This window comes from Pectobacterium brasiliense (assembly GCF_016950255.1).
In the GTDB taxonomy this organism is placed as follows: domain Bacteria; phylum Pseudomonadota; class Gammaproteobacteria; order Enterobacterales; family Enterobacteriaceae; genus Pectobacterium; species Pectobacterium brasiliense.
Window position 1 is genome coordinate 864,205 of the sequence record NZ_JACGFN010000002.1, and the last position, 12,700, is coordinate 876,904.

General features: G+C 52.5%; 14 protein-coding genes. 10 read left to right on the top strand and 4 right to left on the bottom strand.

The genetic code is table 11. From position 1 onward, the window contains the following. Positions 1-87: 87 nt before the first annotated feature. The gene (locus H4F65_RS18440) at positions 88-1,044 is read left to right on the top strand and encodes a DMT family transporter (RefSeq protein ID WP_010279170.1); all 957 of its coding nucleotides are present in this window, start codon (positions 88-90) and stop codon (positions 1,042-1,044) included. Here the strand turns inward: H4F65_RS18440 and lysA are convergent. Beyond that, positions 1,041-2,303 carry a diaminopimelate decarboxylase gene (gene lysA / locus H4F65_RS18445; protein ID WP_010279173.1) on the bottom strand — a complete coding sequence of 421 codons (1,263 nt, stop codon included), beginning with the start codon at positions 2,301-2,303 and terminating at the stop codon, positions 1,041-1,043. The genes H4F65_RS18440 and lysA overlap by 4 nt on opposite strands. 150 nt (positions 2,304-2,453) lie before the next feature. Here lysA and H4F65_RS18450 point away from each other — a divergent pair, with 150 nt between their 5' ends. Further along, a complete protein-coding gene (locus H4F65_RS18450) occupies positions 2,454-3,377 on the top strand; it encodes a LysR family transcriptional regulator (protein WP_010279176.1) in 924 nt (307 codons plus the stop codon). A gap of 28 nt (positions 3,378-3,405) precedes the next feature. On the opposite strand, the gene H4F65_RS18455 is transcribed toward H4F65_RS18450, so the two are convergent. Next, positions 3,406-4,326 (bottom strand): LysR family transcriptional regulator, encoded by a 921-nt coding sequence (locus tag H4F65_RS18455; protein ID WP_010279179.1) that lies wholly within the window; start codon positions 4,324-4,326, stop codon positions 3,406-3,408. A 107-nt stretch (positions 4,327-4,433) separates the two neighbouring features. On the opposite strand from H4F65_RS18455, the gene H4F65_RS18460 reads away from it, so the two are divergent. From H4F65_RS18460 to pspG, 8 genes are all read left to right on the top strand, one after another. Further along, a complete protein-coding gene (locus H4F65_RS18460) occupies positions 4,434-5,315 on the top strand; it encodes an MBL fold metallo-hydrolase (RefSeq protein WP_010279183.1) in 882 nt (293 codons plus the stop codon). Then, complete coding sequence (locus H4F65_RS18465; protein WP_010279187.1) at positions 5,303-5,959, top strand: DsbA family protein; 657 nt, start codon at positions 5,303-5,305, stop codon at positions 5,957-5,959. The genes H4F65_RS18460 and H4F65_RS18465 overlap by 13 nt, the downstream gene beginning before the upstream one ends. Positions 5,960-6,121: 162 nt before the next feature. Further along, positions 6,122-6,685 carry an SMI1/KNR4 family protein gene (locus tag H4F65_RS18470; RefSeq protein WP_010279191.1) on the top strand — a complete coding sequence of 188 codons (564 nt, stop codon included), beginning with the start codon at positions 6,122-6,124 and terminating at the stop codon, positions 6,683-6,685. Between the two features lie 35 nt (positions 6,686-6,720). Next, a complete protein-coding gene (locus tag H4F65_RS18475) occupies positions 6,721-7,014 on the top strand; it encodes a DUF7677 family protein (RefSeq protein ID WP_010279195.1) in 294 nt (97 codons plus the stop codon). Between the two features lie 118 nt (positions 7,015-7,132). After that, positions 7,133-7,915 (top strand): ATP-grasp domain-containing protein, encoded by a 783-nt coding sequence (locus H4F65_RS18480; RefSeq protein ID WP_010279199.1) that lies wholly within the window; start codon positions 7,133-7,135, stop codon positions 7,913-7,915. Positions 7,916-8,081: 166 nt separating this feature from the next. Further along, on the top strand, positions 8,082-8,669 hold the full coding sequence (locus H4F65_RS18485) for a hypothetical protein (RefSeq protein WP_010279203.1): 588 nt from the start codon (positions 8,082-8,084) through the stop codon (positions 8,667-8,669). Positions 8,670-9,111: 442 nt separating this feature from the next. Continuing rightward, on the top strand, positions 9,112-10,134 hold the full coding sequence (gene dusA / locus H4F65_RS18490; protein ID WP_010279206.1) for a tRNA dihydrouridine(20/20a) synthase DusA: 1,023 nt from the start codon (positions 9,112-9,114) through the stop codon (positions 10,132-10,134). Between the two features lie 165 nt (positions 10,135-10,299). After that, complete coding sequence (gene pspG, locus H4F65_RS18495) at positions 10,300-10,572, top strand: envelope stress response protein PspG (RefSeq protein ID WP_010279209.1); 273 nt, start codon at positions 10,300-10,302, stop codon at positions 10,570-10,572. A 207-nt stretch (positions 10,573-10,779) separates the two neighbouring features. Here the strand turns inward: pspG and H4F65_RS18500 are convergent, their stop codons facing one another. Both H4F65_RS18500 and H4F65_RS18505 read right to left on the bottom strand, forming a co-directional pair. Then, positions 10,780-10,953 carry a hypothetical protein gene (locus H4F65_RS18500; protein WP_010279213.1) on the bottom strand — a complete coding sequence of 58 codons (174 nt, stop codon included), beginning with the start codon at positions 10,951-10,953 and terminating at the stop codon, positions 10,780-10,782. A 103-nt stretch (positions 10,954-11,056) separates the two neighbouring features. After that, complete coding sequence (locus H4F65_RS18505) at positions 11,057-12,445, bottom strand: cytochrome P450 (protein WP_010279216.1); 1,389 nt, start codon at positions 12,443-12,445, stop codon at positions 11,057-11,059. Between the last annotated feature and the right edge of the window lie 255 nt (positions 12,446-12,700).

Consider the following 12,700-nt stretch of genomic DNA (forward strand, 5'->3'; position numbering starts at 1 on the left):
GTGTTCATTATTTTGTCCTGTTGTTCATTATAAAGAATGTTGTTCGCTATAGCAGCAATCTCGACACACTAACAGGCAGGAAAAAAGATGGCACCTCAGACTCGCGGCACGATAGAAATGGCTATCGCGATGATCATTTCCGGCACCGTTGGCTGGTTCGTTTTGACAGCGGGACAGCCAGCCATGACGGTGGTCTTCTGGCGCTGCGCATTCGGCGCATTGACGATGCTCATCGTCTGCGGATTATTGGGTCTGCTGCGACGGGGCATCATTAGCAGGAAGCAGGCTGGCATTGCCGTACTCGGCGGCCTGGCACTGGTATTCAACTGGACGCTGCTATTTGGCGCTTATGCACACGCGTCTATCGCCGTCGCCACCGTGGTTTACCACACGCAGCCCTTTATGCTGCTGGGGCTAGGCGCGATCTTTTTCAGGGAAACGCTCACTCTCAACAAAATCGGCTGGCTGCTGTGCGCCTTTAGCGGCATTGTCCTGATCGTCAGCGCCCAAGCGGGGGCCGACGGCAACGACAAAAGTTATCTGTCAGGCGTGCTGATGGCATTGGGTGCCGCGTTCTTCTACGCCGTGGCGGCCGCGATAACGAAAAAACTGTCCGGGATCCCACCGCACGTACTGGTGCTGATACAGCTGCTCGTTGGTGTCGTCATCCTTGCGCCCTTCGCGACAATGCCGGTTTCCCCTACGGCTTCACAGTGGGGAATGCTTGTGACTATCGGCGTGATCCATACCGGGCTGATGTCGACGCTGTTATACAGCGCGATCCAGAAGATCCCGACCGCGCTGGTTGGCGCGCTATCGTTTATCTATCCCGTTGTCGCCGCGCTAGTAGGCTGGGCAGCTTTTGGGCATCGGCTGGATGCGATGCAGCTTGCCGGTGCGGTCGCGATTCTGCTGTCCGCCGCCGGCATGACGTTCGGTTGGTGCATCACGTTCAACAGGCAAAAGCGTCGTCTGCATCAAGCTGTACGTTCGGGGGAAAAACAGAACGCTTCTCCCCCGATCGAACCGAATCATCCCGATTAAAGCGCTTCCAGCGCCAGCAACTCGTCCAGCGTCTGGCGACGGCGAATCAGGCGCGGTTCACCGTTTTCGAACAGCACTTCTGGCAGCAGCGGACGGCTGTTGTAGTTCGAGGACATGGATGCACCGTACGCGCCGGTGTCATGGAAAACCAGATAATCGCCAACCTGTGCATCCGGCAGCGCGAACGTTTCCACACCGCCACCCGCCTGCTGGGTAAACACATCGCCGGATTCACACAGCGGCCCGGCAATCACGCTATCGCGCAACGTGGACTGGCTGATATCGCGGCCATCGCCCGGCAGCAAAGAAACATGGTGATAACTGCCGTACATTGCCGGACGCATCAGATCGTTAAACCCGGCATCGACCAGCACAAAGTGGCGACTCCCCATAGATTTTATCGCCCGCACTTCCGCCACCAGCACGCCGGATTCCGCGACCAGAAAACGTCCTGGCTCGATTTCCAGCGTCACCGGGTGACCGAGATGCGCGGCAATTTTCTCACGCGCCGCGTTCCACAGCCCGTAATAGTGTTCGGTATCAATCGCTTCTTCACCGTGGCGATAGGGAATCGACAGCCCGCCGCCCGCTGAAATCGCCTCGATATCCTGACCCAGTTCAACAACCTGCTGCACCATCGCCTCGCACACCTGTTCCAGATGGCCGTAATCGACGCCAGAACCAATGTGCATGTGGATTCCCACCAGCTTCAGCTGATAGCGCTGAATGTGCGCCAGCGCCAGCGGTAAGTCGCCGTACCAGATGCCGTGCTTGCTGTTCTCGCCGCCAGTGTTGGTTTTCTGGCTGTGACCATGACCAAAGCCCGGATTCACACGCAGCCACACTGGATGCCCCGGCGACTGCTGCCCAAGCTGTTCCAACATATCGACCGAGCCAGCGTTAACCGGAATGTTCAGTTCGGAAACGCGTTGCAGCGTCGGACGATCCAATAGATCGGCAGTAAATACGATCTCATGCGCGTCGGTACCCGGCACAAAGCCTGCAATCAGCGCACGCTCGATCTCACCCAGCGATACCGAATCCACTTTCACACCCTGCTCACGCATCAGGCGCAAAATATGCGTGTTGGAACACGCCTTCTGCGCAAAGCGGATTGTGTCGAACTGGCGTAGTTGGGCGATGCGGTTAACGATGGTCTGCGCGTCATAGGCCCAAACCGGGCAACCAAAACGTGCAGGCAGTTCACGCAGGCTTTGCGCGTTCAGAGCATGGGTTACGTCATTCAGATCGTGTGGCATAAGTGTTACCGATTTACAGGGTTAAACGTGGTTGAGAAACACTATAAAAACCCCCCAATAGGTAAACAAATATCGTTTTAAGCACACTCTATTCATTTCTGATATGGTTTATCAAAATGATGGTTTATAAAAATAAATGAAGGAGGCGACATGGCAGCAATATCCTTACGGCACATCGAAATTTTCCATGCGGTTATGACGACCGGGAATCTGACGGAAGCGGCAGCGCTGCTGAACACGTCGCAGCCGACCGTCAGCCGCGAGCTGGCACGCTTTGAGAAGTTGATTCAGATGACGCTGTTCGAGCGACTGCGAGGCCGGCTTTACCCCACCGCGCAGGGGCTACAGCTGTTTGAAGAAGTGCAACGCTCGTATTATGGGTTGGATCGGATTATCAACGCCGCCAGCGATATTCGCCGTTTTCAGCAGGCGCAGCTTTCGATTGCCTGTCTGCCCGTGTTCTCACAGTCGCTGCTGCCCGACGCCTGCAAACCGCTGCTGGCGCGTTACCCGCTGCTTAATCTGCACATCATTCCGCAAGAGTCGCCGCTGCTGGAAGAGTGGCTGTCTGCACAGCGCCACGATTTGGGCTTAACGGAAAACAGCCTCACGCCAGCCGGTACAGAACGGCAAACGTTGATGTTGCTCAATGAAGTGTGCGTGCTGCCAGAGGGGCATCCGCTGGCGCAAAAAGCAGTGCTCACGCCGCAGGATTTTGCCGATGAGCCCTTTATCAGCCTGTCGAGCGCCGACAGCTATCGCCAGTTGCTGGATAAGCTGTTTCAGGAACAGGGCGTGTCGCGCCGGATGGTACTGGAAACGCACAGCGCGGCATCGGTGTGTGCGATGGTGCGGGCGGGCATCGGGCTGTCGATCGTTAACCCGCTCACCGCGTTGGATTATGCCGCTTCCGGCGTGGTCGTGCGGCCTTTCAGCATCGACGTGCCTTTTACGGTCAGCCTGATTCGTCCGCTGCACCGCCCTGCTTCGGCGCTGGTCGATACCGTGATTGATCAACTCAAACAGTATGCCGCCGATGTGCCTTCGCGTCTGGGGCAGGTCTTGCAGTGCTAATAACGTGATTCGCTTGTGATTAGTATCGTCACATCGCCGATGGCTGTGCCAGTGCCCGCCAGCGAGGATCGTGAGCAAACCATTCCACCAGAAAATCCAGCAGGGTACGCAGCGCAGCGGGCATCTGGCGGCGCGAGGTGTAAATACCGTAAATCCCCATCGCCTGCGGGCGGTATTCCGGCAACAGCGCCACTAATTGTCCACTAGCGAGATAAGGTGCCACAGAATAGCGCGGTTGCAGCGCGATGCCGGCTCCTTCCAGCGCACCCGCTAGCAGCACCAGCGACTCGTTGCCGCTCAGGTTACCGCTAACGGGAATCGTAAACTTTTCATCACTGCGGGAAAAATGCCACAGACTTTTGCCGAAATAGGTGTAGGTCAGGCAGTTATGAATCGAGAGATCGGTCAACTGTCGCGGAATACCGTACTCATTCAGATAAGAAGGCGATGCACACAGTACCGACTCACAGCGTGAAAGCGGTCGGGCAATCAGATTGGGATCCAGCTCGTTGGTGATGCGCAGCGCCAGATCGATACGCTCCTCGACCAGATTCACCGTGCGGTTATTCATTTGCAGATCGATAGCAACGCGAGGATGCCGCCGCAGGAAAGTCGTTATCGCCATACCGAGCGCCCCCTGCGCCAGCGACTGCGAACAGCTGACGCGCAGCAAACCGCTTAACGTGGCATCGTCGGTATCGGCTTCGACGCGCATGTCTGCCGTCAGCGCCAGCATCTCCCGGCAGCGTGCCAGCGTTTTTTCACCCGCATCCGTCAGGCTCAGCTTACGCGTGGTGCGGTGCAATAGCCGCGCCCCTGCCCACGTTTCCATCTCCGCCAGATAGCGCGTTACCATCGCCCGGGATATGTCCAGCGTCTCTGCCGCCGCAATCATGCTACCGCGGTCTATAATCGTGACAAACACTTCAGCAGCCGTAATACGATCCATAAATTAGTCCGTTTTATGCAACAAATAATTGCCCGTTTTGCGGTTTTTCGTACGATTAATGCAACATAACATGAACCCACTTTCTGTCATACCTGTGGAGTATCACCATGTCTAAATCTATCGCTTTTACCGTGTCTTTACTCGCTGCATCGCTGGGTCTGGCTTCTGCGGCTAACGCCGCCGAGTTAAAAATCGACGTGTTTAATCCAGGTGAAGCCAGCATATTCCCGGTTTCTTCTGAAATTATCAGCGGCGATAAAGAAGTCGCGCTGATCGATGCGCAGTTCCAGCGTAACGATGCCCAAACGCTGGTTGATCGCATCAAAGCCACCGGAAAAAAACTGACCACCGTCTATATCAGCCATTCTGACCCTGACTACTATTTCGGTCTGGACGTGATTAAAGCCGCCTTCCCGGACGCTAAAATTATTGCGACTCAGGCGACCATCGATGCGATCAACGCCAGCAAAGACGGCAAAGTGGCACATTGGGGCCCGCTTCTGAAAGAAAACGCGCCGAAGGAGATCGTGGTTCCTCAGGCACTGGAAGGCGATAGCTTTACCGTTGATGGCAAAAAACTGGAAGTGAAAGGACTGAAAGGGCCAACGCCGGATCGCACCTTCGTCTGGATCCCTTCGCTGAAAGCCGTGGTCGGCGGTATTCCGGTGTCTGCCAATATCCACGTCTGGCTTGCCGATACCCAAACGCCAGAATCTCGCGTTCACTGGCGTGACACGCTGAAATCCATTGAAGCGCTGAAGCCCACCACCGTCGTGCCAGGTCACTTTATCGCGCCAACGGATTACACCTTGAAAAACGTGACGTTTACGCTGCAATATCTGGATACGGTGGAAAAAGAGCTGGCAAAAAGCAAAGATTCTGCCGAACTGATCGCAGCAATGAAAAAACACTACCCGACGCTGAAAGAAGAATCGGGTCTTGAACTGAGCGCCAAAGTCCTGAAAGGTGAAATGAAGTGGCCACAGTAAGACTGCATTATATTTACGATCCGTTGTGCGGCTGGTGCTACGGTGCCGCCCCACTCGCGCTGGCAGCGCAGGAAATTGATGGGCTAGATCTGATCCTCCACGGCGGCGGTATGATGACGGGCAGCAATAGCCGTACCATCACCCCGGAGTGGCACGATTACGTGATCCCCCACGATCGCCGCATTGCACAAATGACCGGGCAAACCTTCGGGGAAGCGTATTACGAAGGACTGCTGCGCGACACCAGCGTCGTGCTGGATTCTGCGCCACCGACGGCTGCCGTACTCGCCGCGGAAGCGATGGATGATAAAGGCATGGTGATGTTGCACGAGATCGAGCGTGCGCACTATGTTTCCGGGCTAAAAATCGCCGACACCGCCGTGCTGCGTCAGTGCGCGGAAGCAATCGGTCTGGATGGCGAGGCTTTCAGCACCGAGTTCTCCTTTATCCAGGCAGAAACGCTGTCAAAACACATCAACGCTAGCCGGGAATTACTGGCGAAAGTGCGTGGACAAGGCTTTCCCACTTTTGCACTGGAAGATGCCAACGGGAATTTCCAGCAAATCCCCGCAGCAAACTACCTCGGTCAGGTAGATGCATGGCGCAAGGTGCTGACACAGATGGTCAACCACGCCACCGCATAACGTTCTCATCACTCTTCCCAAGGGAGCAAGCCACGGCCTGCTCCCTTTTTTCGCTCCCGATATCGGCTGTATCTCATCCCCGTAAACCGCTAAAGTATTTCCTTCGTGATAAATCAACGCGCTACCGCGTTTATTCATCAATCCCGTTGAGAAGGAAGCAACATGAACGAACAGTGGTCTGTTTTTGAAACATGGTTGGAAGCACACTGGCCTGAAGGACGTAAAGGGCTCAATCCCCCCGCCACGGAACAAGAGATCAAGGCGCTTGAACAGGCGCTTGGCACCTCTCTGCCTGAGGACTATAAAGCCTGCCTGCGTGTTCATAACGGGCAAGATACCTACTCCGGCGGCCTTTTCGAGAACGCAGAATTCTTATCCACACACGCGGTATTGGAACAATGGGAAATCTGGCAATCGCTGCTTAGCGATGGGCAATTTGAGGGCATCCAGTCCAGCCCAGAAGACGGCATCAAGGCTGACTGGTGGAATGCAAAATGGATCCCCTTCACCCACAACGGCGGCGGCGATCACTACTGCCTCGATCTCGATCCGGCTACCGGAGGCCAGCACGGCCAGATTATTACCATGTGGCACGACATGGACGAGAGAGAGAAACTGTCCTCCTCATTCGCAGACTGGTTCCAGAACTATGTCTCCGACGTGATTGCCGGAAAGTACGTTTACTCTGATGAGTACGGCGGGCTAACACCGATTGATGAGCTATAAATGCGTAAAGCAGTCAATAACAGGAGCGATTTACCATGAAATTAAGCCACAGTTTTAGCAGCGCATTAAGAACGTTCGCCTATTTCATGGCTAGCGGCACCCAAAATACGCTAGAAGGCATTGATTACCTTTCACTGTACGGTGAAGAGCCGAGTGCGTTTGAACAGGTCTTCGCTATCTACGCCAATGTGTTAGAGCTGGATGAAGACGGCAACGTACTGAACGCCAAATATGCCGAAAAACGAGCCACAGACTATTTACGGCAATACTGCGACCCCAGTTTCACCGTCGAACCGCCTTATGAAGACTGGGAAGTTGAGCTGCATTAATTTTCCCAGAGGGTTCAATCCCTTAAAATGAAAATCGCTGCTGAACACCGGCAAAATAAGACGTGTGATACGTTATTTTAAATTTCAATGTCACCCTTTCTCTTTTGAGATAACTTACATGAATATAATTTACCCCAGTGATTACTTTGATAGTTCAAAAGTGGATGAGATTTTTGAGGCGGAATATCATTCGGCTAAAGAACGTGGCTTATCGTGTCTGTTATTATCAACGCAGCATGTATCCAATGGGAAATACAAGTTTTCAAAGGACCTTGAATCGAATTCCCCAGTAATTTGGCGAGGCTGGATGTTCAAATCGGATGAATATAAGAGCCTGAGCGATGCGGTGACTCGGAATGGCGGTAATATGCTCGTATCCTTAGAAGATTACCTCTCAAGCCATCATATTACGGGATGGTATAAATCATGCGAAAAATATACGCCAGAGACCACTTTCTTAAAAGAAAGTGATGACTTCGATCAGGTGACTAACCAGCTAAAATGGCCCCGCTATTTTGTTAAGGACTATGTTAAATCGCTAACCACATCCAGAGGGTCTATCGCTGAAAATGCTGAAGAGATCCGCGAAATAATAGCCGCCATTAAGCAATTTCGTGGCGACATTGAAGGTGGCATTAGTCTGAGAAAAGTTGAAGACATTATAAAAACCAGTGAAAGACGCTATTTTTCCTTTAGAAATAACGTGTACTCTTCTGACGGCATGGTTCCGGATCTTGTTGCTGAAATAGCGCAGCATATTAGCTCACCTTTTTTCTCGATTGATATGGCTGAAAACGCTGCTGGTGAACTTCGCCTGATAGAAATTGGCGATGGGCAAGTCTCTGATATCAAAGAATGGAACGTCGACAAGTTTCTTCAAATGTTTCTTAATATGCATTAGCTCAGATTTGGGCTACCGCTTGTGTGAGCCAGAGCAATACTTCCCCTGGCAAACGGCTTCATGCCCTGAGCGTACGTGGAGTCACACCATCAAACCACGCTAAGAGATAGCGAAAAGTATTTATAAAACAGATGCCAATTCAGTTATTCATGGGAGTGATAATACGATGGTATTCGGATTTGTTACGAAGAAAGCGCTAACTGACTGGCAAAATAAACCCTTATATCTGCCGCAGTTTCAGTTCTATGAGCGGCACCGCACCGTCATAAGCACTACCACCCCTGAAAAAATATTACCGGCAATTGCTGACTATGATGCCCAACAGGATGTCATTGTTAAAACCTTAATGTCGGTGCGGCAACTGCCGCAAAAATTACGACGCCATAAATCTGAAAGTGCGACGAATCCGTTTGGGCTACACAGTTTCACTTTATTAGAAAACACAAAAACCGAACTTTGCTATGGCTTAAGAGGACAATTCTGGAGGAGCGATTTTGGCCTTGAGGATGTACCCGATATTAGCGCCTATTGCGCAGCACTCCAGACGGGCAACGCAAAGCTGCTGATGCGATATCAGGTTCAACAACTCGCTACCGATGAATATGCCCTCTGCACAGAAACCTTCATATATTGCCCTGACAGAACGACACAGTTAAAAATGGCTGGATATTGGCTGGCAATCAGAGTGGGGAGTGGCTGGATTCGGCAAAGGATACTCAAAGCAGTAAAGCTTGAGCTCGAGAAAGTGGGCTAGTAGCCTCACGGCGGATAATAGTGCGATTAATTACGTCTAACCTGGCATTGGACACAATCAACTGGATGTCAAAAGTGGGACACTTGAATCGTTGTTCAAAGCCAAAGCCATATGGGAAATGTGCTCGCTTATAATTCGTTGCCGACCTGACCTCCCATCAATCTAACCGCTAGGTGCAGAGGACGTATCCAACTTTTCGATGCGCTAAACCACTGGAGCAAGTCACAGCCGGATCAAACCTGAGCCAATACACATAATACGCCGCTAACAGCGTCGTGATTCATATTTATTGGTGTCAGGTTATCACGCGCTTGGGACGCCAGCTATCTGGCGCAGGGTAAGATAACTATCCGTCACGACCCGTTCCCTGTGCTATAGTCGCCCCGCAAAAGTAACCTCAGACCACACCGCCAGACACACACGAAACGATAACTGACAAACCATGACCGACGTAAAATCAGGTACACACCACACGGTATCCACCGACTCTCGCGCTTCTCGCCTTAACCGCTTCTCCATCGCGCCGATGCTCGACTGGACCGATCGCCACTGCCGTTATTTTCTTCGCCAGTTGACTAGCCAGACGCTGCTGTATACCGAAATGGTAACGACAGGCGCGATTCTTCACGGTAAAGGCGACTATCTGGCCTACAGCGAAGAAGAACACCCGCTGGCGTTACAGCTCGGCGGTAGCGATCCGCAAGCGCTGGCGCAGTGTGCCAAATTGGCAGAACAGCGTGGCTATGATGAAGTTAACCTGAACGTTGGCTGCCCGTCTGACCGTGTACAGAACGGTCGTTTCGGTGCCTGCCTGATGGGCGAAGCGGCGCTGGTAGCAGACTGCATCAAGGCGATGAAAGACAGTACCTCAATCCCGATTACGGTGAAAACCCGCATCGGCATTGACGATCAAGACAGCTATGAATTCCTGTGCGACTTTATTCAAACCGTCGCCGAACGCGGCGAGTGCGAGACGTTTATCGTCCACGCGCGCAAAGCCTGGCTATCGGGCCTGAGTCCGAAAGAGAATCGGGAGATTCCACCGCTGGATTATCCGCGCGTTTACCAGCTCAAGCGCGATTTCCCTGCGCTCACTATCGCCATCAACGGCGGCGTCAAAACGCTGGAAGAAGCCAAAACGCATTTACAGCATCTGGACGGCGTGATGATGGGCCGTGAGGCTTACCAGAATCCTGGGATTCTGGCGCAGGTTGACCGTGAGCTATTTGGCATCGACGCCGCCACGCCGGATCTGGCTGGTGTGGTGCGGGCCATGTATCCCTATATCGAGCGTGAACTCTCTGGCGGCGCGTCATTAGGCCACATCACGCGCCATATGCTCGGCATGTTTCAGGGCATCCCCGGCGCGCGTCAGTGGCGACGCTATCTGAGTGAAAACGCCCACAAACCCGGTGCTGACGCTGCGGTGGTAGAGCGTGCGCTAGCGCTGGTTAATCTGGTTTAAAAAACACTAACAGTTAGTCTTTTCCACCAACATTCTTTCATTTCTCTTCCCCGTGCCGCTGGTAAATCAATCACTTACCAGCGGCGCATCTTGGCATGATTCTTGTTATAGCTTATGTGGCACGCAGAACTTTTCTCTGCGGTTTAACCGCTACAGGAGCACACCATGTTGGAAATTTTCTTCGTTATTGGCTTTTTTATCATGCTGATGTTGACGGGCGTGTCACTGCTGGGCGTGATTGCAGCACTGTTTGTGGCATCCCTTTTTATGTTGATTGGTGGGCTGTTTAGCATCGCGATAAAGGTGCTGCCGTGGCTGATTTTAGCCGTCGCGGCGGTGTGGCTGTGGCGCAAATTTAGCGGTCGACCTGTCTACAACTCGCACCGCTATACCTATCGCAAATACACGTATCGCCAGCGCAACGGAAATGAGTGGTAATGCCAGAAAAATCTGAATTACGCACGAAAATGACGGGCAACGCCGTATTTAACACCAACTTGTTTTACTACGGCTTGTTTTAACGGCATGTTTTAATATGACCTGCTTTAGTACAAAAGTGTGCGCCAGCAGATATTTTTTCCCGGATGTGGCTGCTAGGATGACGCCACAGTTTGACACCCGATTGTCGTTTATAAGGTGAGCAAACTAAATTGGGTAAATAAAACGTTGGGTAAATAAAACAGGGTGGCGAATAAGCCACACGATTTCATCGTCGTCAGGGAAATAATAGCCGCACAGCGGCACTTTCGTGACGATCACCACGCTGTACCCTACATACAGTTTGATGAAATTGGCGTTACGCCAAAGCCTTTCAGGCAATAATACCGACTCTTAACGAGTCGGTATTATTGTCAGGCTCTGTCACTCAGCAACCGCCTTCCCTGACCTCAGCACATTCACTTACACACCATATCTACTCTTGCTATTGCAACGGCTCACGCTTGTGTAGCTTCACACGAAAGCCTGATGGCGACATCGTAAAAGCAAAGCTTTCAGTGACGTCCGATGCGGGCTGCTGCGCCTCGACGCGGAACCCGCCGCACAGCGCGTGAAATCCCAGTTTAATTTCCATTAATGCCAGCGACCGTCCGGGGCACATACGCGGCCCGCCACCAAAAGGCTGAAGATCGGAAAAAGAGGCCTTTCCGCGTTCAAGCCATCGCTCAGGCACAAAATCATCAGGCTGCTGAAACAGCACGTCGTCAAACCCGCTCGCATTCAGCATCAGCAACAGAGGCGTGCCCTTTTTGATCAGGAAATCATCAATAACGGTGTTCTTCGTTGGCTCAAGATACAGCAGCGGTGCAACGGGCTTGAGCCGCATCGATTCATACATCACAGCGGTGAGCCAGGGCAGTCGCGGAAGCGGCCACGGGAGGAGTGCTCCGGCACCATCAGTCGCCTCTTTACACTCTTGAAAAACGCACTCTTCGACCGAAGGCGCTGAGCAAAGCTGGAAACTCATCCAGGCCAGCGTATTCGCCGTCGTATCCTCCCCCGCGAGAAGGAGCGTAATCGCATTGGCGACAATGTCGTCGTCTTTCAGCGTCCCGTCTTTTTTCTGCTCGGCAAGCATCACCTGTAGCATATTTTCCGGCGCTTCTATTAATTGCGGATTGAGCCGGAGGCGTTTCCGCTGGCGATAAATAAACCCATCAACATATTCACGAATCAGGCTCAGGCTTGCATCGAACTGCTTATCTCGCTCCCTCCTGATGTACCGCCATAAAGGAAACAAAGAACCACTGCGGGCATTAATCATGGGAAATAGGTGACGTAAGCTTTGCGACAGCGGGTTTTCCCCCTGTTCGAGCGTATTCACGTCTTCACCAAAAGCCAGTAATGACGTGATATCAACCGTATAACGCTTGAATTCTTCCACGAGGACAACGGCTTCGCCGGTTTCAGCCAGCATCGTGAAACGGTCTGATAGCCGGGAGGTCACCTTCCTGAGGCTGGGATAGAAATACTTCAGATGGGCGGGCTGAAACATCGGCTCCGTCAGTCTGCGCTGATGCTCCCAGCGTTTCCCTTCCGATGAGAAAACTCCGTTCAACCCCGCTTCCTGAAACACGGATTCAATGCTGCTGATACGCCGAAACTCGTCAGGGCGGGATTTCATGATGGTGCGAATACATTCCGCGTCGGCAATCACTATCGCGGACGTGAACCCCAGCCTTAAGCGATAAAAGCGGCCATATTGCGCTTTCCACCGCAGCATCTGGAGATGAACATCACTTCGTTTCAGGTAATCAACATGCCCGAGAATACTTCGGGTTGGGGGCATTGGCAGGCGTTTGATGGATCTCATACTCACATCCTTCTTTAGTGTGTTCAAAATCAGGCGAGAAATCGCCTGTGAAAACAACAATCGAGATAACGGAGAGGTAAAGAGAGAACCATTTTTGAAAAAATGCCGTGGAACCGATGCTCACAGCCAGACGCAACATACGCGTTCAATTCTGCTTATTGGGATTGATGTACGGCGCAGACAACGAGCAAGGCACAAAACCTGAGTGACCGTCTTAATCTGCTTTTCGTCAAATCCTACAGAGAGGCGTTTAAA

What these genes read in the sequence shown, in the direction of transcription:
- H4F65_RS18440 (WP_010279170.1), top strand. Translation starts at nt 88, where the DNA reads ATGGCACCTCAGACTCGCGGCACGATAGAAATGGCTATCGCGATGATC.
- lysA (WP_010279173.1), bottom strand. Translation starts at nt 2,303, where the DNA reads ATGCCACACGATCTGAATGACGTAACCCATGCTCTGAACGCGCAAAGC.
- H4F65_RS18450 (WP_010279176.1), top strand. Translation starts at nt 2,454, where the DNA reads ATGGCAGCAATATCCTTACGGCACATCGAAATTTTCCATGCGGTTATG.
- H4F65_RS18455 (WP_010279179.1), bottom strand. Translation starts at nt 4,326, where the DNA reads ATGGATCGTATTACGGCTGCTGAAGTGTTTGTCACGATTATAGACCGC.
- H4F65_RS18460 (WP_010279183.1), top strand. Translation starts at nt 4,434, where the DNA reads ATGTCTAAATCTATCGCTTTTACCGTGTCTTTACTCGCTGCATCGCTG.
- H4F65_RS18470 (WP_010279191.1), top strand. Translation starts at nt 6,122, where the DNA reads ATGAACGAACAGTGGTCTGTTTTTGAAACATGGTTGGAAGCACACTGG.
- H4F65_RS18475 (WP_010279195.1), top strand. Translation starts at nt 6,721, where the DNA reads ATGAAATTAAGCCACAGTTTTAGCAGCGCATTAAGAACGTTCGCCTAT.
- H4F65_RS18480 (WP_010279199.1), top strand. Translation starts at nt 7,133, where the DNA reads ATGAATATAATTTACCCCAGTGATTACTTTGATAGTTCAAAAGTGGAT.
- H4F65_RS18485 (WP_010279203.1), top strand. Translation starts at nt 8,082, where the DNA reads ATGGTATTCGGATTTGTTACGAAGAAAGCGCTAACTGACTGGCAAAAT.
- dusA (WP_010279206.1), top strand. Translation starts at nt 9,112, where the DNA reads ATGACCGACGTAAAATCAGGTACACACCACACGGTATCCACCGACTCT.
- pspG (WP_010279209.1), top strand. Translation starts at nt 10,300, where the DNA reads ATGTTGGAAATTTTCTTCGTTATTGGCTTTTTTATCATGCTGATGTTG.
- H4F65_RS18505 (WP_010279216.1), bottom strand. Translation starts at nt 12,445, where the DNA reads ATGAGATCCATCAAACGCCTGCCAATGCCCCCAACCCGAAGTATTCTC.